The sequence below is a fragment of the Lelliottia sp. WB101 genome (genome assembly GCF_003051885.1).
Taxonomy (GTDB): Bacteria; Pseudomonadota; Gammaproteobacteria; order Enterobacterales; family Enterobacteriaceae; genus Enterobacter; species Enterobacter nimipressuralis.
Genome location: NZ_CP028520.1, coordinates 963541 through 986755, shown reverse-complemented (window position 1 = coordinate 986755; position 23215 = coordinate 963541). Strand labels below are relative to the sequence as shown.

At 53.0% G+C, this 23215-nt stretch carries 15 protein-coding genes, 1 tRNA gene, 3 rRNA genes and 1 pseudogene; 5 read left to right on the top strand and 15 right to left on the bottom strand.

Going from position 1 to position 23215, the window contains the following annotated elements:
* Positions 1-116: 116 nt before the first annotated feature.
* Complete coding sequence (gene polA, locus DAI21_RS04630) at positions 117-2909, bottom strand: DNA polymerase I (RefSeq protein WP_107702595.1); 2793 nt, start codon at positions 2907-2909, stop codon at positions 117-119.
* 438 nt (positions 2910-3347) lie between these two features.
* Between polA and DAI21_RS04625 the strand changes: the two genes are divergently transcribed.
* Entirely contained in the window at positions 3348-4256 is a 909-nt protein-coding gene (locus tag DAI21_RS04625; RefSeq protein WP_100780791.1) for an acyltransferase, read from the top strand.
* A gap of 15 nt (positions 4257-4271) precedes the next feature.
* On the opposite strand, the gene dsbA is transcribed toward DAI21_RS04625, so the two are convergent.
* From dsbA to DAI21_RS04610, 3 genes and pseudogenes are all read right to left on the bottom strand, one after another.
* The gene (gene dsbA, locus DAI21_RS04620; RefSeq protein ID WP_107702594.1) at positions 4272-4895 is read right to left on the bottom strand and encodes a thiol:disulfide interchange protein DsbA; all 624 of its coding nucleotides are present in this window, start codon (positions 4893-4895) and stop codon (positions 4272-4274) included.
* 26 nt (positions 4896-4921) lie between these two features.
* Positions 4922-5907 (bottom strand): annotated as a pseudogene (locus tag DAI21_RS04615) (serine/threonine protein kinase).
* A 75-nt stretch (positions 5908-5982) separates the two neighbouring features.
* Positions 5983-6252 (bottom strand): YihD family protein, encoded by a 270-nt coding sequence (locus tag DAI21_RS04610; protein WP_102105708.1) that lies wholly within the window; start codon positions 6250-6252, stop codon positions 5983-5985.
* A gap of 68 nt (positions 6253-6320) precedes the next feature.
* Between DAI21_RS04610 and mobA the strand changes: the two genes are divergently transcribed.
* Positions 6321-6905, top strand: coding sequence for a molybdenum cofactor guanylyltransferase MobA (gene mobA / locus DAI21_RS04605; RefSeq protein WP_107702593.1), 585 nt, complete (start codon positions 6321-6323; stop codon positions 6903-6905).
* Positions 6902-7408, top strand: a complete 507-nt coding sequence (gene mobB, locus DAI21_RS04600) for a molybdopterin-guanine dinucleotide biosynthesis protein MobB (protein ID WP_107702592.1) — start codon at positions 6902-6904, stop codon at positions 7406-7408. Before mobA ends, mobB begins: the two co-directional genes overlap by 4 nt.
* A gap of 90 nt (positions 7409-7498) precedes the next feature.
* On the opposite strand, the gene rrf is transcribed toward mobB, so the two are convergent.
* From rrf to DAI21_RS04580, 4 genes are all read right to left on the bottom strand, one after another.
* Positions 7499-7614 (bottom strand): 5S ribosomal RNA (gene rrf / locus DAI21_RS04595).
* Between the two features lie 95 nt (positions 7615-7709).
* Positions 7710-10615 (bottom strand): 23S ribosomal RNA (locus DAI21_RS04590).
* 219 nt (positions 10616-10834) lie between these two features.
* Positions 10835-10910: transfer RNA gene (locus DAI21_RS04585), tRNA-Glu, on the bottom strand.
* Positions 10911-10995: 85 nt separating this feature from the next.
* Positions 10996-12534: ribosomal RNA gene (locus DAI21_RS04580) — 16S ribosomal RNA — on the bottom strand.
* Together the 16S, 23S and 5S rRNA genes with 1 tRNA gene alongside form the textbook arrangement of a ribosomal RNA operon.
* 477 nt (positions 12535-13011) lie before the next feature.
* Here DAI21_RS04580 and DAI21_RS04575 point away from each other — a divergent pair.
* Together DAI21_RS04575 and mdtD are read left to right on the top strand one after the other, a co-directional pair.
* A complete protein-coding gene (locus DAI21_RS04575; RefSeq protein WP_107702591.1) occupies positions 13012-13719 on the top strand; it encodes a FadR/GntR family transcriptional regulator in 708 nt (235 codons plus the stop codon).
* Positions 13716-15143, top strand: a complete 1428-nt coding sequence (mdtD, locus tag DAI21_RS04570; protein ID WP_107702590.1) for a multidrug transporter subunit MdtD — start codon at positions 13716-13718, stop codon at positions 15141-15143. The genes DAI21_RS04575 and mdtD overlap by 4 nt, the downstream gene beginning before the upstream one ends.
* On the opposite strand, the gene rbsR is transcribed toward mdtD, so the two are convergent.
* The 7 genes from rbsR to kup form a co-directional block, all read right to left on the bottom strand.
* On the bottom strand, positions 15091-16101 hold the full coding sequence (gene rbsR / locus DAI21_RS04565; protein WP_100778314.1) for a ribose operon transcriptional repressor RbsR: 1011 nt from the start codon (positions 16099-16101) through the stop codon (positions 15091-15093). The two genes, mdtD and rbsR, sit on opposite strands and share 53 nt — an antisense overlap.
* Positions 16102-16104: 3 nt before the next feature.
* Positions 16105-17034: a ribokinase gene (rbsK, locus tag DAI21_RS04560; RefSeq protein ID WP_107702589.1), complete on the bottom strand. Its 930-nt coding sequence runs from the start codon at positions 17032-17034 to the stop codon at positions 16105-16107.
* Positions 17035-17142: 108 nt separating this feature from the next.
* The gene (rbsB, locus tag DAI21_RS04555) at positions 17143-18033 is read right to left on the bottom strand and encodes a ribose ABC transporter substrate-binding protein RbsB (protein ID WP_100778312.1); all 891 of its coding nucleotides are present in this window, start codon (positions 18031-18033) and stop codon (positions 17143-17145) included.
* 27 nt (positions 18034-18060) lie between these two features.
* Positions 18061-19026: a ribose ABC transporter permease gene (rbsC, locus tag DAI21_RS04550; RefSeq protein WP_107702588.1), complete on the bottom strand. Its 966-nt coding sequence runs from the start codon at positions 19024-19026 to the stop codon at positions 18061-18063.
* Positions 19027-19030: 4 nt separating this feature from the next.
* Positions 19031-20536: a ribose ABC transporter ATP-binding protein RbsA gene (gene rbsA, locus DAI21_RS04545; protein ID WP_107702587.1), complete on the bottom strand. Its 1506-nt coding sequence runs from the start codon at positions 20534-20536 to the stop codon at positions 19031-19033.
* 7 nt (positions 20537-20543) lie between these two features.
* Positions 20544-20963 (bottom strand): D-ribose pyranase, encoded by a 420-nt coding sequence (rbsD, locus tag DAI21_RS04540; RefSeq protein ID WP_102105134.1) that lies wholly within the window; start codon positions 20961-20963, stop codon positions 20544-20546.
* A gap of 226 nt (positions 20964-21189) precedes the next feature.
* Complete coding sequence (gene kup, locus DAI21_RS04535; RefSeq protein ID WP_100778308.1) at positions 21190-23058, bottom strand: low affinity potassium transporter Kup; 1869 nt, start codon at positions 23056-23058, stop codon at positions 21190-21192.
* Between the last annotated feature and the right edge of the window lie 157 nt (positions 23059-23215).

Below are 23215 nucleotides of genomic sequence, written 5' to 3'. Positions count from 1 at the left end.
CAAAGCACTTTTTGTAGTTTTTTTTCACTCTTTACATAGGTAAATCTAATGATCGTCACAAAAAGCACGCTGTTATGTTGCTTACTTACATAAACAGCGTCTTAGTCATTGGACCCTTAGTGAGCCTGATCCCAGTTGTCTCCGCTTCCTACTTCCACCAGCAGTGGCACATCTAATTTCATGCTGCTTTCCATCAGTTCGTGGATCTTTTTCGAGACTGCTTCCAGATCATCCTTGTGCACTTCGAACACCAGTTCATCGTGTACCTGCATGATCATTTTCACGCGTGGTTTGTCCTTTTCCAGCCAGGCATCAACCGCAATCATCGCGCGTTTGATGATGTCAGCTGCAGTCCCCTGCATCGGTGCGTTGATTGCCGCACGTTCAGCGCCGGCGCGGCGCGCAGCGTTACTGGAGGTGATATCCGGCAGATAGAGACGACGGCCATCGAGAGTTTCCACATAGCCTTTTTCCTTCGCCTGAGCGCGAGTTCGCTCCATGTATTCCAGCACGCCCGGATAGCGCTCAAAGTAGAGATCCATGTACTTCTGCGACTCTTTGCGTGGAATATTGAGCTGGCGAGAGAGGCCAAAAGCGCTCATACCGTAGATCAGGCCGAAGTTAATCGCCTTCGCGCTGCGGCGCTGCTCGCCGGTCACGCTGTCCAGTGGCAGACCGAACACTTCTGCCGCCGTGGCGCGGTGGATATCTTTGCCTTCCGCAAACGCCGTCAGCAAACCTTTATCACGCGACAGGTGCGCCATGATGCGCAGTTCAATTTGCGAGTAGTCGGCAGAGACGATCAGATAATCTTCCGGGGCAATAAATGCCTGACGGATGCGTCGCCCTTCTTCGTTACGAACTGGAATGTTTTGCAGGTTAGGATCGGTCGATGATAAACGCCCGGTCGCCGCAACCGCCTGGTGGTAGGAAGTATGAACGCGACCGGTTTTTGGATTGATCATCAGCGGGAGCTTATCGGTGTAAGTCGATTTAAGCTTCGCGAGGCCGCGGTATTCCAGAATCACTTTCGGCAGTGGGTAATCCAGCGCCAGCTCTTCCAGCACCTCTTCCGAGGTGGACGGCGCGCCGCCAGGTGTTTTCTTCAGCGGTTTAATGCCCTGTTTTTCAAACAGAATAGTCTGTAGCTGTTTGGTGGACGCGAGGTTAAAAGGCTCGCCGGCAATGTCATGCGCTTTCAGTTCAAGTTCATTCAGACGCAGGCTGATCTCTTCCGAATGTTTGTGCAGTACCGCAGGATCAATTTTAACACCGTTACGCTCAATACGAGACAACACCGGCACCAGCGGCATTTCGACATTTTCGAAAATATTCAGCGGCCCTTCCTGCTTTTGCAATTTCGGGTACATCTTCAGGTGCAGTTGCAGAGTTACATCCGCATCTTCCGCGGCATAGCGGCCCGCCTCTTCCAGGGCGATCTGGTTGAAGGTCAGCTGGTTTTTGCCCTTTCCGGCAATCTCTTCAAAGGTGACGGTTTTATGCTTGAGCCAGCGATCGGAGAGAGAATCCATATCGTGGCGGCCCGCCACGCTGTTCAGGATGTAAGACTCCAGCATGGTGTCGAAGGCAATACCGCGCAGCTCGATGCCGTAGTTCTGCAAAATACCGCGGTCATACTTCAGGTTTTGCCCGACCTTAAGCGCTTTGTCATCTTCCAGCAGCGGTTTGAGTAGCTCAAGCACGCGCTCACGGGAGATTTGATCCGGAGCATCCAGATAATCATGCGCGACCGGGACATAGGCGGCGATGCCTGGCTCGGTGGCAAAGGAGAGGCCGACCATATTGGCGGAGATGTTATCCAGACTGTCGGTTTCGGTGTCAAAGGCAAAGACCGGCGCTTTTTTCAGTTTCTCGATCCAGGCGATAAGCTGCGCTTCTTCCAGCACCGTTTCGTAGTTTTCGAAGGAGAGCGTACTGGCGGCCTCTTTGACGTCCTCATCGGCATCAACAACGATTGTCTCTTTTGGCTTCGCGGCAGGTTTTGCGCCCTTCGCCTGCATCCATTTACCGGCTTCGAGGTCTGTTATCCAGCGTTTGAACTCATAATGCTTAAACAGGCCGAGAAGCTCTTCCGCCACCGGCTGCTGAACTTCGAGCTGCTCACAGGTAAGCTCCAGCTCGACGTCGGTTTTAATGGTGGCCAGCTTATAGGAGAGGTAAGCCACCTCTTTGTTCTGCTCCAGCTTCGCCGCCATGGTTTTTGCACCACGGAATGTCAGGCCGGCGATTTTGTCTGATTCGGCATACAGCGTATCCAGCCCACCCAGGCCTTGCAGCAGCGCCTGCGCGGTTTTTTCGCCGACACCTGGCACACCAGGAATGTTATCCGAGGAGTCGCCCATTAAGGCGAGAAAATCAATGATGAGCTCTGGCGGCACGCCATATTTGGTGACGACTTCTTCCGGCCCAAGAATGGTATTGGTCATGGTATTGATGAGGGTGATCCCAGGCGTAACCAGCTGCGCCATGTCTTTATCACCCGTACTGATCAGCACCGGACGGCCCATTTTCTCTGCTTCACGAGCCAGCGTACCGATGACGTCGTCCGCTTCTACCCCAGAAACTGCCAGCAGCGGCAGCCCCATCGCTTTTACCATCGTGTGCAACGGCTCGATTTGCGCGCGCAGATCATCCGGCATCGGCGGGCGATGGGATTTGTAATCCTCAAAAAGCTCGTCGCGGAAGGTTTTACCCTTCGCATCGAACACCACCGCCGCATGTGACGGCTGGTATTGCAGGATCAGACTGCGCAGCATATTCAGCACGCCATACATCGCGCCGGTTGGCTCCCCTGCGCTATTGGTCAGAGGAGGAAACGCATGATACGCCCGATACAGGTATGAAGAGCCGTCGACGAGAATAAGAGGGTTTTCTGGAATCTGAACCATAATGTCCGTGCCTTTAATCAATTTATGGCTAAAGGATGCCACAGAAGGATGAAAACATCAGTTTTTAGCACCGAATACAGGAAAAGATTTTGCGATCGTCGGGATCGCTCGCAAAATCAAACTGTGGATAAGTTTGTGCATACTTTTAATTCATATGAAGAATATTGTCATTTCCAGATCGCGTATGATTTTTTTATAGAATATTATCAGTTAGTTATAAATAGATCCGATCGGTATATTTCCATTTGATGACTATTTGCTCTATGTGGATATAAGAAGAGCCTAATAAGGTATGACAGACAAATAATCTGTTAAGGTGCAGATCCTGCGGTATCATGGAGTGAAAGCCCCTGCTTTTATTTGTTTTCTGGTAAAATCAGCGCCCTGCGGCACCGGTTTGGCTGCCAGATTACAGCTAACTACCTGAAAAAGCTCATCATGTCGAGATTACTCGCTGCAGTAACATTACTGTTAAGCATCTTTTTAACGATCCTGGTTACCATCGCCTGTTCTGTGCCGATCATCGTCGCCGGAATCATTAAACTATTACTGCCTGTCCCTGCTGTCTGGCGTGCGGTATCAGCCTTCTGCAATTTTATGATGTACTGCTGGTGTGAAGGGCTGGCATGGCTGCTACGCCTGAACCCGCATCTGCAATGGGATATCGAAGGGCTGGAAGGCCTGAACAAGAAAAACTGGTATTTACTGCTCTGTAATCACCACAGTTGGGCAGATATCGTGGTGTTATGCGTGCTGTTTCGCAAACATATTCCGATGAACAAATACTTTCTCAAGCAGCAACTGGCTTGGGTGCCGTTTATCGGGCTGGCCTGCTGGGCGCTGGATATGCCGTTTATGAAACGTTATTCACGCAGCTATCTTATTCGTCATCCCGAACGCCGAGGGCGTGATGTTGAAACGACACGTCGCTCCTGTGAGAAATTTCGGGCTCACCCGACGACAATCGTTAACTTCGTTGAAGGCTCACGTTTTACGGAACTGAAACGTCAGCAAACTCGATCCCCTTATAAGAATCTACTGCCGCCAAAAGCGGCGGGAATTGCGATGGCCCTTAATGTACTGGGATCGCAGTTCGATAAATTGCTGAATGTGACGCTGTGCTATCCAGAAAATGACGAGACACCTTTTTACGATATGTTAAGCGGTAAACTGACGCGTATTGTGGTGAGGATAAACCTGGTGCCGGTGAATGAAGAGCTGCACGGCGATTACATCAATGATAAGAATTTCAAACGTCGTTTCCAGCTGTGGCTGAACACGCTGTGGAATGATAAAGATGTGCTGATAAACGATCTTAAGTATGCAAACAAAAACGCCGGTCTGTGACCGGCGTTTTCACTTTTATTTCTTCTCAACCAGATATTTCACGGTGTCAGCGTACTGCTGCACGAAGATATCCATATTGCTGGTATCCATACCCTGCGGATTCACCTGGTATTTACCATTGACGAACATTGCCGGAACGCCCTGCAACTGAAGGTCAGCCGCCGCTTTTTCCTGCTGCGCGACCAGAGATTTCACCACAAAGCTGTTCCATGCTGCGTCGTAATCTTCGCCTTTCACGCCCGCATCAACAAAGACTTTACGGATATCAGCAACGGTCTGAACAATTTGAGTTTTCTGTACAGCTTCAAACATAGGTGCTGTGACTTGATCTTCCACGCCCAGCGCCAGCGCAACAGCCCAGGCTTGCGTCAGATCTTTACCCAAAGGACCCAGGAATTCGACATGATACTTGGTCATTTTGGTGCCTTCAGGCAGCTTTTTCTTCACGTTATCAGAAACGTGCAGAACTTCTTCAAACTGGTAGCAGTGCGGGCAGTAGAATGAGAAGAACTCAAGCACCTGCGGCTCACCGGCAACCGGCTTTTCGAGGGTAGTGAACTGCTTGCCATCGCTGAATTGAGCAGCAGATGCGCTAAATGCCAGAATCATACCTGCCAGCGCCAGCCATATTTTTTTCATGATCAACTTTCTCCTGATGTGTCCGATTAATACATTGGCGTTAATTGAAGTGGCGGTTCCTGCAGAACCTTAACTTGCTGAATAAAGGTGGTTGTCTGGCTGCGCCAGTAATCTTCCCCGGTAAGCCACGGGAAGTTTTTAGGAAACGCGGGATCGTCCCAACGCCTGATTAACCATGCGAGATAATATACAAAACGCATGGCACGTAAAGGTTCAATCAGGGCAATTTCGTCTGAATTAAAGGGACTAAATTCTTCGTAGGCTTCGATGATGGTTTCAAGCTGCATCCGCTGTTCGGCTTTATCACCATTCAGCAGCATCCACAGATCCTGAATCGCTGGCCCCATACGGGCATCATCGAGATCAACAAATAGCGGGCCGTCGCGCCAGAGAATATTCCCCGCGTGGCAGTCGCCATGTAAACGCAGAATATCGGTTTGATCATCCCAGCACTCAGTTACGGCAGCAATAAGGGCATCGGTGGCTTTCAGGAAATTCGCTTTCAACGCTTTCGGAATCAGAGTAGACGTTTCGAACACCTGACGCGGCTCCGTTAAATATTCCTCAAGCCCAATAACAGGCCGTGCACTGAATGCTTTTTTGCGCCCCGTCTGATGCATGCGTCCCAGGTAACGAGCGACCCACTCCATTTGATCGATATTATCAGACTCAAACTGGCGGCCACCCAGGCTCGGGAAAACAGCAAAGAAATATCCCTGATGCGTGAGCAGCGACTGGTGATTAAACTGAATGGGTGCGGCGACCGGAACGTCGTCATTCACCAGATCGAGAGCGAACTGGTGCTCTTCCTGAATTTGCTCCGCCGACCAGCGTTGGGGACGGTAGAATTTGACGACAAAGCGCTGGCGATCCTCGTCCTGGAATTGATAGACGCGGTTTTCATAGCTGTTTAAAGGGTTAGCCCGGAATCCACTCGAATGCCCTGTTCAAACAGAGCATCCATAATGGTATCCGGGTTTAATGTCTGGAAAGTAAAAGCCTTGTCGTTCATCCGATCATCCGGAAATTATACGAATGATTCAGGATATCATTTCACAGCGATTTCGGTGGCGCCGCTTACAAGGTTTTACTCTTTAATTACGCCACGGGCGCGCAGCAGCGCGGTTTTGAAATCTTCCTCATAATCTTTCTTAATCCCTGGAATCGCGGCATCTTTATCAGAATCACGCATTTTAAGATGGTAGATCAGGATGTCATCAGAAAGGTCGGCCAGTTCGCCGTCATAACCTGACTCTTTCGCCAGTTTCTGTAAAAATTGCATCAGGTTAAGCTCTGGCTCTTTTTGCCAGGCAGGCTGGAGAAGTTCGATAACTTCGTTCAGACGTTTACATTTCATCGTAGTGCTCCTTTCATTGATAGGAACACGTTAGCAGGGTCAATCCCACAATAAAAGAGGCGACATTCGTGAATCAGTGCCGGGGAGTGCTCGGCGTCGTGCTTGCAGGGGGAAGAGCGACGCGGATGGGCGGAAAAGATAAGGGCTTACAGGAGCTTAATGGAAAGCCATTATGGCAGCACGTCGCCGATGCGCTGAGAGTCCAGGTGGGAGCAATCGCCGTTAGCGCTAATCGTCACATTGATATCTATCATCAACGCGGATATCCCGTCTATCAGGATGCGTTAGCTAACTATCCTGGGCCTCTGGCTGGCATGCTGAGCGTGATGCAGCAGGCAGATGATGAATGGTTTCTTTTCTGCCCGTGTGATACGCCGTTTATCCCCTCTGTGCTTGCTGAGCGCATGATAGAACATCGTAAAGACGCTCCCGTCGTCTGGGTACATGACGGAGAGCGCGATCACCCTGCGATTACGTTGATTAGCAGGAAACTTTGTCCAGATTTACGCGCTTACCTGGCCTCAGGGGAAAGACGCGTTATGGTATTTATGCGCCAGTCAGGCGGCCATTCCGTTGATTTTAGCGATCTGAAAGAGGCTTTTGTTAACGTGAATACCACGGAAGATTTGCAAACACTGCAGGGGAAAGTATGAAGCCTGTTTTAGCGATTGCTGCCTGGAGTGGGACGGGGAAAACATCACTTCTGAAAAAGCTGATCCCGGCCCTGCGCGCGCAGGGTATTCGTCCAGGATTGATTAAGCATACTCACCACAATATGGATATTGATAAGCCCGGCAAAGACAGCTACGAGCTGCGAAAAGCGGGTGCGGCTCAAACCATGGTAGCCAGCGCGCAACGATGGGCATTGATGACGGAGACGCCGGGAGAAGAGGCGTTGGATTTGGATTATCTGGTGAGCCGAATGGATCATTCGACGCTGGATCTGGTGCTGGTTGAGGGATTTAAGCATGAATCGGTAGCGAAGATTTTGCTTTTCAGAAGCGATGCAGGGCATGAAATCGCTGAATTGACCGTAGATCAGCATGTGATTGCTGTCGCCAGTGATATTCCGCTTTCACTTCCGGTGCCGATTCTGGATTTAAATGATGTTGCTGGTGTTGTTGCGTTTATTCAGGACTGGATGGCAGAGCAATAACCGGGCTGTTTTGCCGGTCTGGGACTATTCTGAATAATGACAAAAACGCAAAAAGGCCATCCTTCCGGATGGCCTCTTCACTTAATTGATGCCTGGCAGTTCCCTACTCTCACATGGGGAGACCCCACACTACCATCGGCGCTACGGCGTTTCACTTCTGAGTTCGGCATGGGGTCAGGTGGGACCACCGCGCTAAAGCCGCCAGGCAAATTCTGTATCAACACGCATCTCTGCGCATTAATTAATCTGTATCAGCTGAAAATCGTCTGTCTCTGCTTCGCCAAAACATCTTCGGCGTTGTAAGGTTAAGCCTCACGGTTCATTAGTACTGGTTAGCTCAATACATCGCTGCACTTACACACCCAGCCTATCAACGTCGTAGTCTTCAACGTTCCTTCAGGACTCTCAAGGAGTCAGGGAGAACTCATCTCGGGGCAAGTTTCGTGCTTAGATGCTTTCAGCACTTATCTTTTCCGCATTTAGCTACCGGGCAATGCCATTGGCATGACAACCCGAACACCAGTGATGCGTCCACTCCGGTCCTCTCGTACTAGGAGCAGCCCCCCTCAATTCTCCAGCGCCCACGGCAGATAGGGACCGAACTGTCTCACGACGTTCTAAACCCAGCTCGCGTACCACTTTAAACGGCGAACAGCCGTACCCTTGGGACCTACTTCAGCCCCAGGATGTGATGAGCCGACATCGAGGTGCCAAACACCGCCGTCGATATGAACTCTTGGGCGGTATCAGCCTGTTATCCCCGGAGTACCTTTTATCCGTTGAGCGATGGCCCTTCCATTCAGAACCACCGGATCACTATGACCTGCTTTCGCACCTGCTCGAGCCGTCACTCTCGCAGTCAAGCTAGCTTATGCCATTGCACTAACCTCCTGATGTCCGACCAGGATTAGCTAACCTTCGTGCTCCTCCGTTACTCTTTAGGAGGAGACCGCCCCAGTCAAACTACCCACCAGACACTGTCCGCAACCCGGATCACGGGTCTACGTTAGAACACCAGCCATTAAAGGGTGGTATTTCAAGGTTGGCTCCACGCAGACTGGCGTCCACGCTTCAAAGCCTCCCACCTATCCTACACATCAAGGACCAGTGTTCAGTGTCAAGCTATAGTAAAGGTTCACGGGGTCTTTCCGTCTTGCCGCGGGTACACTGCATCTTCACAGCGAGTTCAATTTCACTGAGTCTCGGGTGGAGACAGCCTGGCCATCATTACGCCATTCGTGCAGGTCGGAACTTACCCGACAAGGAATTTCGCTACCTTAGGACCGTTATAGTTACGGCCGCCGTTTACCGGGGCTTCGATCAAGAGCTTCGCGTTGCCGCTAACCCCATCAATTAACCTTCCGGCACCGGGCAGGCGTCACACCGTATACGTCCACTTTCGTGTTTGCACAGTGCTGTGTTTTTAATAAACAGTTGCAGCCAGCTGGTATCTTCGACTGGTTTCAGCTCCATCCGCAGGGACTTCACCTACACACCAGCGTGCCTTCTCCCGAAGTTACGGCACCATTTTGCCTAGTTCCTTCACCCGAGTTCTCTCAAGCGCCTTGGTATTCTCTACCTGACCACCTGTGTCGGTTTGGGGTACGATTTGATGTTACCTGATGCTTAGAGGCTTTTCCTGGAAGCAGGGCATTTGTTACTTCAGCACCGTAGTGCCTCGTCATCACACCTCAGCGTTAAAAAGGTACCGGATTTACCTGGAACCTCCGCCTACATGCTTAAACCGGGACAACCGTCGCCCGGCTAACATAGCCTTCTCCGTCCCCCCTTCGCAGTAACACCAAGTACAGGAATATTAACCTGTTTCCCATCGACTACGCCTTTCGGCCTCGCCTTAGGGGTCGACTCACCCTGCCCCGATTAACGTTGGACAGGAACCCTTGGTCTTCCGGCGAGCGGGCTTTTCACCCGCTTTATCGTTACTTATGTCAGCATTCGCACTTCTGATACCTCCAGCATGCCTCACAGCACACCTTCAACGGCTTACAGAACGCTCCCCTACCCAACAACGCATAAGCGTTGCTGCCGCAGCTTCGGTGCATGGTTTAGCCCCGTTACATCTTCCGCGCAGGCCGACTCGACCAGTGAGCTATTACGCTTTCTTTAAATGATGGCTGCTTCTAAGCCAACATCCTGGCTGTCTGTGCCTTCCCACATCGTTTCCCACTTAACCATGACTTTGGGACCTTAGCTGGCGGTCTGGGTTGTTTCCCTCTTCACGACGGACGTTAGCACCCGCCGTGTGTCTCCCGTGATAACATTCTTCGGTATTCGTAGTTTGCATCGGGTTGGTAAGCCGGGATGGCCCCCTAGCCGAAACAGTGCTCTACCCCCGAAGATGAGTTCACGAGGCGCTACCTAAATAGCTTTCGGGGAGAACCAGCTATCTCCCGGTTTGATTGGCCTTTCACCCCCAGCCACAAGTCATCCGCTAATTTTTCAACATTAGTCGGTTCGGTCCTCCAGTTAGTGTTACCCAACCTTCAACCTGCCCATGGCTAGATCACCGGGTTTCGGGTCTATACCCTGCAACTTAACGCCCAGTTAAGACTCGGTTTCCCTTCGGCTCCCCTATACGGTTAACCTTGCTACAGAATATAAGTCGCTGACCCATTATACAAAAGGTACGCAGTCACCCCATAAAGAGGCTCCCACTGCTTGTACGTACACGGTTTCAGGTTCTTTTTCACTCCCCTCGCCGGGGTTCTTTTCGCCTTTCCCTCACGGTACTGGTTCACTATCGGTCAGTCAGGAGTATTTAGCCTTGGAGGATGGTCCCCCCATATTCAGACAGGATACCACGTGTCCCGCCCTACTCTTCGAGTTCACAACGTGTGCATTTTTGTGTACGGGACTTTCACCCTGTATCGTGCGACTTTCCAGACGCTTCCACTAACACACGCGCTGATTCAGACTCTGGGCTCCTCCCCGTTCGCTCGCCGCTACTGGGGGAATCTCGGTTGATTTCTTTTCCTCGGGGTACTTAGATGTTTCAGTTCCCCCGGTTCGCCTCATGCCACTATGTATTCATGACATGATAGTGTGTCGGAACACACTGGGTTTCCCCATTCGGGTATCGCCGGGTCAAAGGTTCATATCACCTCGCCGACGCTTATCGCAGATTAGCACGCCCTTCATCGCCTCTGACTGCCAGGGCATCCACCGTGTACGCTTAGTCGCTTAACCTCACAACCCGAAGATGTTTCGTAAAACATCGTCGTGTCGCGAAAATTTGAGAGACTCGAACACACCGTCATCCTGTTCTTATTACGGAGAACAGACGCAGCGTGTCGTTTCAATTTTCAGCTTGATCCAGATTTTTAAAGAGCAAATATCTCAAACATGATTCCTGAGAATCAGTTTTGAGATATTAAGGCAGGTGACTTTCACTCACAAACCAGCAAGTGGCGTCCCCTAGGGGATTCGAACCCCTGTTACCGCCGTGAAAGGGCGGTGTCCTGGGCCTCTAGACGAAGGGGACACTGAAGTCTCAATCGCAAGACGCCTTGCTATTTACTTTTCATCAGACAATCTGTGTGGACACTACAAAGGCAGGTTCTTTCAGGTAAGGAGGTGATCCAACCGCAGGTTCCCCTACGGTTACCTTGTTACGACTTCACCCCAGTCATGAATCACAAAGTGGTAAGCGCCCTCCCGAAGGTTAAGCTACCTACTTCTTTTGCAACCCACTCCCATGGTGTGACGGGCGGTGTGTACAAGGCCCGGGAACGTATTCACCGTAGCATTCTGATCTACGATTACTAGCGATTCCGACTTCATGGAGTCGAGTTGCAGACTCCAATCCGGACTACGACGTACTTTATGAGGTCCGCTTGCTCTCGCGAGGTCGCTTCTCTTTGTATACGCCATTGTAGCACGTGTGTAGCCCTACTCGTAAGGGCCATGATGACTTGACGTCATCCCCACCTTCCTCCAGTTTATCACTGGCAGTCTCCTTTGAGTTCCCGGCCGGACCGCTGGCAACAAAGGATAAGGGTTGCGCTCGTTGCGGGACTTAACCCAACATTTCACAACACGAGCTGACGACAGCCATGCAGCACCTGTCTCACGGTTCCCGAAGGCACTAAAGCATCTCTGCTAAATTCCGTGGATGTCAAGAGTAGGTAAGGTTCTTCGCGTTGCATCGAATTAAACCACATGCTCCACCGCTTGTGCGGGCCCCCGTCAATTCATTTGAGTTTTAACCTTGCGGCCGTACTCCCCAGGCGGTCGACTTAACGCGTTAGCTCCGGAAGCCACTCCTCAAGGGAACAACCTCCAAGTCGACATCGTTTACGGCGTGGACTACCAGGGTATCTAATCCTGTTTGCTCCCCACGCTTTCGCACCTGAGCGTCAGTCTTTGTCCAGGGGGCCGCCTTCGCCACCGGTATTCCTCCAGATCTCTACGCATTTCACCGCTACACCTGGAATTCTACCCCCTCTACAAGACTCTAGCCTGCCAGTTTCGAATGCAGTTCCCAGGTTGAGCCCGGGGATTTCACATCCGACTTGACAGACCGCCTGCGTGCGCTTTACGCCCAGTAATTCCGATTAACGCTTGCACCCTCCGTATTACCGCGGCTGCTGGCACGGAGTTAGCCGGTGCTTCTTCTGCGAGTAACGTCAATCACTGTGGTTATTAACCACAATGCCTTCCTCCTCGCTGAAAGTACTTTACAACCCGAAGGCCTTCTTCATACACGCGGCATGGCTGCATCAGGCTTGCGCCCATTGTGCAATATTCCCCACTGCTGCCTCCCGTAGGAGTCTGGACCGTGTCTCAGTTCCAGTGTGGCTGGTCATCCTCTCAGACCAGCTAGGGATCGTCGCCTAGGTGAGCCGTTACCCCACCTACTAGCTAATCCCATCTGGGCACATCTGATGGCAAGAGGCCCGAAGGTCCCCCTCTTTGGTCTTGCGACGTTATGCGGTATTAGCTACCGTTTCCAGTAGTTATCCCCCTCCATCAGGCAGTTTCCCAGACATTACTCACCCGTCCGCCGCTCGTCACCCGAGAGCAAGCTCTCTGTGCTACCGCTCGACTTGCATGTGTTAGGCCTGCCGCCAGCGTTCAATCTGAGCCATGATCAAACTCTTCAATTTAAGTTTGATGCTCGTGAATTAAACTTCGTAATGAATTACGTATGTTCACTCAGAGACTTTGGTATTCATTTAGCGTCTTTCGACGTTTAGAATCCATGTCACTTTGAGTGCCCACACAGATTGTCTGATAAATTGTTAAAGAGCAGTGCCGCTTCGTTTTTCTCAACGGCGCGGGGTGTGCATATTACGCTTTCCCGCTTTAGAGTCAAGCTTTATTTTCGCTTTTCTCTGTTGGTGTTCATCTCTGAACCCCGCTAACCCGGCGGCGTGTATGCCGTTGTTCCGTGTCAGTGGAGGCGCATTATAGGGAGTTATTCTGAGGTGACAAGAGGAAATGTAAAAAAACTTTCTGACCGTATCTTTTTTCGCCAAAACGCTGGTTAACAAGCCACAAACTGTCCTATTTGCTGTTTTTGCAGTCACAAACACACGCCTGATGGCATACTTAACAGCATGTACTATTAAGGAATAAGAGCGATGCCCTTAAGCGCGCAACAGCTGGCCGCCCAAAAAAACCTCTCTTACGTGCTGGCAGAGAAACTGGCCCAACGCATTCTGGCAGGAAAATATATGCCCGGAAGCATTCTTCCCGGTGAAATGGAGCTGGGTGAACAGTTTGGCGTGAGCCGTACCGCCGTGCGTGAAGCGGTAAAAACCTTAACCGCGAAAGGCATGGTGCTTCCGCGCCCACGCATCGGAACTCGCGTGATGCCTCAGAGCAACTGGAACTTCCTCGACCAGGAGCTACTCTCGTGGTGGATGACCGAAGAGAACTTCCATCAGGTTGTGGAGCATTTCCTGGTTATGCGTGGCAGCCTCGAACCTCAGGCATGTCTGCTCGCCGCCGTGCAAGGCAGCGCCGAGCAAAAAGCACAGCTTAATACGTTGATGGACGAAATGACCTTCCTGAAGCAGCATTTCAACCGCCAGCGCTGGATTGAAGTGGATATGTCCTGGCACGAGCAAATTTACGCGATGAGCGGAAACCCTTTCCTGACCTCCTTTGCCTCCCTGTTCCATTCGGTGTATCACACCTACTTTGCTTCTATTACTCAGAATGACGTAGTGAAGCTGGACCAGCACCAGGCCATTGTCGATGCCATTCAGGAGAGCGACGGACAGCGCGCTTTACTCGCCTGCCAGGTTTTATTAGCAACACCACACCAACAACCGGACAATCAATGACTGAGAAAAAAGCACGCAGCATGGCGGGATTGCCATGGATTGCGGCAATGGCTTTCTTTATGCAGGCGCTGGATGCCACCATTCTTAACACGGCCCTCCCGGCCATTGCCGAAAGTCTCAACCGCTCCCCGTTGGCGATGCAATCCGCCATCATCAGCTATACGCTGACCGTCGCGATGCTGATCCCGGTCAGCGGCTGGCTGGCGGACCGCTTCGGTACACGTCGAATCTTTATGCTCGCCGTCACTCTGTTTACGCTCGGTTCGCTGGCCTGCGCACTTTCGACATCCCTGGCGGAGCTGGTTGTCTTCCGTATCCTGCAGGGCATCGGCGGCGCAATGATGATGCCGGTCGCACGCCTGGCGCTGTTACGTGCTTACCCGCGCAGCGAGCTTTTACCGGTACTGAACTTTGTGACCATGCCCGGTCTGGTCGGCCCCATTCTCGGGCCGGTTCTTGGCGGCGTGCTGGTCACCTGGGCGAGCTGGCACTGGATATTCCTGATCAATATTCCGATTGGCGTGGCTGGTCTTTGCTACGCCCGCAAATATATGCCGAACTTCACCACGCCAAAACGCAGCTTTGATATGGTCGGCTTTTTCCTGTTCGGCCTGAGCCTGGTGTTGTTCTCCACCGGCATGGAGTTATTTGGCGAGAAAATCGTCGCCACCTGGATCGCCCTTTCTATCATTCTGAGCGGCATCCTGCTTTTCCTTCTCTATATACGTCACGCGCGTCGTCACCCGACGCCGCTGATTTCATTGCTGCTGTTCAAAACCCGAACTTTCTCGGTGGGGATTGCCGGAAACATCGCCTCGCGTCTGGGAACCGGCTGCGTGCCCTTCCTGATGCCGCTGATGCTGCAGGTAGGGTTTGGCTATCCGGCGCTGATAGCCGGGTGCATGATGGCCCCGACCGCCGTCGGATCAATTCTGGCGAAATCGATGGTGACGCAGATTCTGCGTCGGCTGGGCTATCGTAAAACGCTGGTGGGCGTCACGGTCTTTATCGGTCTGATGATTGCGCAGTTTTCGCTTCAGTCCGCCGCCTTCCCGGCGTGGATGCTGCTGCTCCCCCTCTTTATCCTGGGCATGGCGATGTCTATCCAGTTTACGTCGATGAATACCATCAGCCTCGCGGATCTCACCGACGAAAATGCCAGTGGCGGCAACAGCGTGCTGGCTGTGACGCAGCAGCTGTCGATCAGTTTAGGTGTGGCAGTGAGCGCAGCGGTGCTGCGCGTCTATGAAGGGATGGAAGGGACGAACACGGTTGAGCAGTTCCATTACACCTTTATCACGATGGGCGCACTGACGGTGGTCTCGGCGCTGGTGTTCATGCTGCTCAAACCCAAAGATGGCCGCAATCTGATTAAAGATCGCCACCAGCCGAAACAGAACCGCGTTCCATCAGAACAGGAGTAAGCTGCAAACGTTGCTGCTGAAGTGCGGGCTGAGCCATACGATGAATCAACACATCGATCGCCAGCTCGCCCAGCTCATCTTTCGGCTGATGAATGGTGGTCAGCGGCGGCGTCATAAACTGAGCCAGCTCGATATCATCGTAACCAATCACCGCCATATCCTGGGGAACGCGTAATCCCGCCTGATACAACGCCTGATACGCACCAAAAGCCATCGCATCGTTACCGATAAATACCGCCTGCGGACGCACGTCTTGCGCCAGCAGTTTTTGCATCGCCTCAAAACCACCGTTAAATTCAAAATCGCCGGTGATGCGATATCCGTCCGGAACGGGCAGCCCCGCGCGTTCCATGGCAGCGAGAAATCCCTCGAGGCGTAAACGCGCCGGAGTTTTATCCAGCGGCCCGGTAATGCAGGCGATGCGGCTGTAGCCTTTATCAATCAAATGCTGCGTCGCCATATCCCCGCCCAGCAGCGAGTTATCCTGAATCAGATCGCTGGTCCCGTCGAAGGGCGCCCAGTCCATCATCACCGTTGGAACCGAAGGATAGCGCTGCATGATCTCTTTGGAGGGCTGGTGCGTTTCGGTGCACAGCAGCAATAATCCATCGACGCGTTTTTGCATCAGCGTTTCCAGATTACGGTTCATACGCTGTTCGTCGCCCTCGGTGTTACACAGCACCAGGCTGTAACCCCGCTCAAAGCAGCTACGCTCAACGCCGCGCACCAGCTCAGAATAAAACGGGTTTGTACTGGCGGTGATCAGCATGCCGATGGTGTGCGTCTGATTAAGCTTAAGACTGCGCGCGAGCGCCGAAGGAGCGTAGTTGAGGTCTTTAATGGCTGCGTCGACTTTTTCCCGTATCGCCTCGCTGACAAAGCGATCGTTATTGATGACGTGGGAAACCGTCGAAGTAGAAACGCCCGCCATGCGGGCGACATCTTTCATTGTGGCCAAGCGTTACCTCTGCTGACTCAAAAATTCATCAATCTCTTTGCGCCATGGAACGGAAGGCTGTGCCCCTTTGCGTGTCACCGCAATCGCGGCAGCGGCATGAGCGAAGCGGATGGCATTGTCCAGCGAGCCACCTTCCAGCAGCGCCGTAACCAGCGCACCGTTAAAAGTATCTCCCGCCGCGATCGTATCAATCGCTTTGACCTTAAAGCCGGGAACGCGACGACCTTCGCCGTTGACGCTCGCCCATACGCCACGGCTTCCGAGCGTAATGATGACCGTACCGATACCTTTATCGTGCAGCGCCTGAGCGGCACGCGCCGCGTCGTCATCATTTTCCACGCGAATGCCCGTCAGCTTTTCGGCTTCCGTTTCGTTCGGGGTGATGATGTCCACCAGCGCCAGCAACTCGTCTGATAATAGACGCGCTGGAGCAGGGTTAAGTACGACAGTGGTATGATTTTCATGTGCAATTTTCGCGGCCGTCAGCACGCTTTCGACCGGCGATTCGAGCTGCATCAGCAGCGCTTCGGCGCTGGAGATCAATCCTCGCTGCGCTTCCACGCGTTCGATGGTCAGCGCCGCATTGGCACCCGCATGAATACCGATGACATTCTCACCTTCTGCGTTGACAAAAATCAGCGCCACGCCCGTCGATTCCCCGCCCACCACACTTACGGGTGAGATATCGATATGGTCGCTCTCCAGCTGTTTACGCACGCGCTCGCCCGTATCGTCATCGCCGGTACAGGCGATAAATGCAATATTAGCGCCGCTGCGACCGGCGGCCACCGCCTGGTTTGCGCCTTTACCGCCGAAAGCCACCTGATACTGATTACCGGTGACGGTTTCGCCAGGTGTGGGAAAAGCATCAAGGTTAAGAATGTGATCGGCATTAATACTGCCAAGGACGACGAGATTAACTGCGGTTTTCATGTTTGAGCTGTCCAGTAAAGATCGCCACCGGTTTTACCCGGTGGCGTATGCCACACTTTTCTTTATTTGTAGTCCCTCAGGCCGTCAGACGACCGCCTGAATCGCCTATTACTGCTTGACGACCAGCTTCAGGTCAACCGGATATTTCGCCTGGACTTTCTCGCCCTTCAGCACTTTATCCGCAGTCTGAACGCCCGTAGCACCAATCTGCTCAGGCAGCTGCGCGATGGTTGCCGCCAGTTTGCCATCATTTACGGCTTTCTCACCGTCTGGCGTGCCGTCAAAGCCAACCACCATCACATCAGATTTACCGGCAGTCTGCAGCGCACGCAGCGCGCCGAGTGCCATTTCATCGTTCTGTGCGAAGACAGCCTGCACTTCAGGGTGCGCCGTCAGCAGGTTCTGCATAACGTTCAGGCCTTTAGTACGGTCGAAGTCAGCAGGCTGGCTGGCCAGTACGTTAAATTTGTGGGCTGCCACGGCTTGCTGGAAACCTTCGCCACGCTCACGCGCTGCGGATGTCCCTGCGATACCCTGCAGTTCGATAACTTTGGCGCCTTCGCCTGCTTTCTTCGCGATGTAATCACCCGCGATTTTACCGCCCAGCACGTTATCAGACGCGATATGGCTAACGACGTCACCTTTTGTCGCCACACGGTCAAGAGTGATCACCGGGATTTTCGCCTGGTTGGCCATCTTCACGGCGTTACCGACCGCATCAGAGTCGGTTGGGTTGATCAGCAGGATTTTGGTGCCACGAACAGTTAAGTCCTGAACGTTAGCCAGCTCTTTCGCCGGGTTGTTCTGAGAGTCGAGAACCACCAGGTTATAACCCAGTTTGTCGGCTTCTTTCTGCGCACCATCCTTCAGGGAAACGAAGAACGGGTTATTCAGGGTCGAGATGACCAGCGCGATGGTGTCTTTCGCCATTGCGTTCGCACTAACGGTAGCGCTCAGTGCCACAGCAGAAACCAGGGTAGCCAGTTTTTTCATGTTCATATCAGAGATGTCCTGTAGTGTCGTCAGTTACTGTTTTTTGTTGTCTACCAGAACCGCCAGCAAAATCACCACTGCTTTAACGATCATCTGGTAATAGGAGGAAACACCTAACAAATTCAAACCATTATTCAGGAAGCCAAGAATCAGTGCGCCGATCAATGTCCCAACAATGCGACCTTTACCCCCCGCCAGGCTCGTACCACCCAGTACCACGGCGGCAATCGCATCCAGCTCATATCCCGTTCCCGCTGTCGGCTGCGCAGAAGAGAGGCGCGCCACTTCGATAATACCCGCCAGCGATGCCAGCAAGCCGCACAGGGAATAGACGATAATTTTGACTTTATTGACGCTAATACCGGAGAGACGCGTCGCCGCTTCGTTACCGCCCAGCGCATAGATATAGCGACCGAGGCGCGTGTGGTGCAGCATGTACCAGGCCGCCAGGAAGACGATACCCATAATCCACACCGGCGTCGGGATACCCAGCGGACGACCGATACCGAACCAGCCAAACAGATCGGCGTTATCGGTAAAGCCGGTATTCACGGGGCTGCCATTGGTGTATACCATCGTGACACCGCGAAGCAGCAGCATCATCACCAGCGTGGCGATAAACGCCTGCACGCGGCCTTTAGCCACAATCATCCCGGTGACTGCTCCCACTGCGGCGCCTAACGCCAGGGCAGCGGCGATAGCCACCAGCGCGTTAACCTCAAACCCTACGATTGAAGCCGCTACCGCGCCGGTGAGCGCCAGAAGGGAACCGACGGACAGGTCGATCCCCGACGTCAGAATAACCAGCGTCATGCCGACCGCCATAATGGCGTTCACGGACGTCTGCTGGAGAATATTGAACAGGTTATTGACGGTAAAAAAGTTCGGGCTCATGGTCGACACAATCGCGATCAGCACCAGCAGCGCAATCAGTGATTTTTGTTCCAACAGCCATGCCTTGGTGAAATAGCGGCGACCAGAAACAGCCTGGGTAGTCATCTTCTTACTCCTGATTCACGCGATTAAGCTTGCCCACAGCGGCAGCCATCAGAACTTCCTGGGTGGCCTGCTCGCGAGTGAATTCACCGCCGAGATGCCCTTCATGCATGACGATAATGCGATCGCTCATGCCTAATACTTCTGGCATCTCGGAAGAGACCAGAATGATGCTCAAACCGTCAGCCTTGAACTGGTTGATCAGCTGATAAATCTCTTTCTTGGCACCCACGTCAACGCCACGGGTTGGTTCGTCGAGGATCAACACTTTTGGACGCGTCATCAGACCGCGGGCAATCGCCACTTTCTGCTGATTACCACCCGAGAGCAGGCCAATTGCCTGTTCCATCGACGGCGTTTTCACGTTAAACAGGCGAATGAAATCACTGACCGCCTGCTGTTCGTCTTTGTGCTTCAAGCTGCCGCCGCTGCGGCTGAAGTAGCCCAGCGCCGTCAGGGACATATTCTCTTTCACCGACATCCCGAGCACTAAGCCATCGCGCTTACGGTCTTCGGAGATATAGACGATGCCGTTCGCCAGCCCATCTTGTGGAGAGCGGGTGACAACTTCATGGCCGTCGAGGGTGACGTAACCACTGGTGCGCGGCAGCGCGCCGTACAGCACTTTCATCAGCTCGGTACGCCCGGCCCCCATCAGCCCGGCCACGCCAAGGATTTCGCCCTGACGCAGCGTGAAGGAGACATCGTTTACGCCCGGCCCACACAGATTGTCGACTTTCAGGCGGACAGCGCCCGGCGTTTTGTCGAGACGCGGATACTGTTCTTCGAGCTTGCGCCCCACCATCATCTCAATCAGCGTATCTTCGGTCAGCGAGGAGACCTCGCGCTCGGCAATAAATTGCCCGTCGCGGAATACCGTCACGTCATCGCAAATTTCGAAGATCTCTTTCATACGGTGGGATATATAGACGATCCCGCGCCCCTGAGATTTCAGCTCGCGGATCACGCGGAACAGGGATTCGGTTTCTGTATCGGTCAGGGCGTCGGTCGGTTCATCCATAACGATGACTTTCGACTCGAAGCTCAGCACTTTGGCGATTTCCACCATCTGCTGATCGCCAATAGACAAGTCGCCTACCAGACGGTCGCTTTTAAAGCGCAGATTCAGCTTCGCCAGTAGAATGTCGGCTTCGGCGTACATCTTTTTCCAGTCGATTTTGCCAAAGCGATTAACGAATTCACGGCCCAGAAAGATGTTTTCCGCAATGGTGAGCTGCGGGATCAGGTTCAGCTCCTGGTGGATAATACCAATCCCGGCTTCCTGAGAGGATTTAGGTCCGGTGAAGGTCGTCTCTTTCCCCAGCCACAGCAGCGTTCCGGCGTCGCGGGCATAAATGCCGGTGAGCACTTTCATCATTGTGGATTTGCCAGCGCCGTTTTCACCCACCAGCGCCATGACGCGCCCGGAGTAAACGTTTAACGCGGCGCCAGAGAGGGCTTTTACGCCCGGGAACGATTTATCGATCCCTTTGAGTTGCAATAATGCGTCCATGATGGCCTCAGAACGTGACGCCAGCACAGAGAATGATATTCGCATACGGGGAACACTCCCCGCTGCGAATCACCGCCTGACTGTCTGCGGTTTGTTGTTTGAATTGCTCGTGCGTTGTGTAACGAATTTCTATGGTGTTTCCCTGGTGTTGTTGCAGTTGCTCAATATGGCTGAGCAACGTTTCGTGGAGTTGCGGATTATGTTGTTTGATCTCCGTCGCGAGAATGGCTGCCTCAACCTGCATCTCCGACGTCACCACGCCCAGTACCTGCATAAACGAGGGCACGCCCTGCGTTAACGCCATATCAATACGGGTTGTGCTGCGCGGAACCGGTAAGCCTGCATCGCAAACCACCAGCGTATCGGTATGTCCAAGACGGGAAATAACCGATGAGATTTCAGAATTGAGTACCGTGCCTTTCTTCATTTTCTTGCTCCACTAGCGAAACGTTTCGCTAAAAGAAGTGTAGCCGCAAGAGTGTTCAGAAAACCATCATGACGTAACAGAATTGTGATCAACGTCGAAACGTTTCGCTAAGTGAAATGTGGGGGCATTTTAAGGAGTGTTTTACCTGGTGACGCCTCGCTTATCCGGCCTACGGTTTCGTAGGGCCGTGCAAGCGAAGCGTCACCGGGAGAAGGTGTTGCGGAGGTTAAATCTCGACCTGCGTCCCTAACTCAATCACGCGGTTAGGCGGGATTTCAAACTGGTCAGGTGCGCGCAGGGCGTTACGCTGCAGGATGAGGTACAGCTTGCCGCGCAGACGCAAATACCACGGACGTTTGCCGACAATCAGCGACTCGTGCGACATAAAGAACGAGGTTTCCATCATTCGACAGCTCAGCCCTTCCAGTCCGCAGCGGTGGAACACCTCTTCCACGTTCGGCGTTTCGCGCCAGCCGTAACTCGCCACCACGCGCCAGAAGGTCGGAGAAAGCTGTTCGATCTGCACACGGCGCACGTTGTGGACGTATGGCGCATCTTCGGTTCTCAGCGTCAGCAGGATCACGCGCTCGTGCAGCACTTTGTTGTGCTTGAGGTTGTGCATCAGGGCAAACGGAATCACGTTCAGCGCGCGTGACATATAAACTGCGGTGCCAGGCACGCGTACCGGCGGTGATTTCTCCAGAGAGGCAATCATCGCTTCCAGAGAGTTACCATGCTCGTGCATACGGCGCAGCAGGCGGAAGCGCTCGCTCTTCCAGGTGGTCATCACCAGGAACATCACCAGCCCCAGGGTCAACGGCAGCCAGCCGCCGGAGACGATTTTGTCGAGGTTTGCTGAGAACAGCGGTACATCGATGCAGAGGAAGCCCACCAGAATCAGCGCAACCAGGAATTTATTCCAGTGCCAGTTCCGGTACGCCACGGTGGTCGAGAGAATCGAAGTCAGCACCATCGTACCCGTCACCGCAATACCGTACGCCGCAGCCAGGTTGCTGGAGTGCTCGAAGCTGACAATCACGATCACCACGGCAAAGTAGAGCAGCCAGTTGATGAACGGAATGTAGATCTGGCCGGACTCCATTTCCGAGGTATGAATGATGCGCATCGGCGACAAATAGCCCAGACGAACCGCCTGGCGCGTCAGGGAGAAGACGCCGGAAATTACCGCCTGAGAGGCAATGACCGTCGCCAGAGTGGCAAGGATAAGCATCGGCACCAGCGCCCAGTCAGGCGCCAGCAGGAAGAACGGGTTCTTGATCGCTTCCGGATGTTTGAGCAGCAGCGCGCCCTGACCGAAATAGTTCAGCACCAGAGACGGCAGAACCACGGTGAACCAGGCCAGGCGAATCGGCAGCTTACCGAAGTGACCCATATCCGCATACAGCGCTTCCACACCGGTGATCGACAGCACCACGGCGCCCAGCGCGACGAACGAAACCGTTTTGTACTCCAGGAAGAAGTGGACCGCCCACATTGGGTTCAGCGCCTGCAGCACTTCTGGGTTGGCGATAATACTGCGCAGACCGAGTGCCGCCAGAATCAGGAACCATGCCAGCATAATGGGTGCAAAGAGTTTACCCACCAGCCCCGTACCGTGCTTCTGAATAGCGAACAACAGCGTCAGCACAATGATGGCGAGCGGAACGACCCACGTATCCAGCTGCGGCGCAATAATCTCCAGCCCCTCAATTGCTGAGAGCACCGAAATCGCCGGGGTAATCACCACTTCTCCATAGAAGAAGCTGCCACCGATCAGGCCGATAATCACCAGGAACGAGGTCATTTTTGCCGATGTATTACGCCCGGCAAGAGACATGAGGGTCAGGATCCCGCCTTCACCGGCGTTATCCGCGCGCATGACAAAGGAGAGATACTTAACAGAAACCACCAGGATCAGCAGCCAAAAGATGAGTGACAAAAAGCCAAAAACGGCGTCACGTTCAACACCAAAACCAAACTGACCGGACAGACATTCGCGAAGCGTATAGAGCGGGCTGGTACCGATATCACCGTACACAACCCCAATGGCCGCAAGCGTTATAGCGCTTAATGATTGCTTATTATCAGTGCTCATAGACTAGTCTTTTCGTTGTATAACAAATGTGTGCTTAGTCCCTTGGCCCACAAAAAGGCGCACAGTATGCACGATTAATCGCAAGATCGTACCCCTAAATGCAACCCTATTAATGTAGCGCAAAGAAAATAACGCCGCACTTCAGTCTATTACCAGC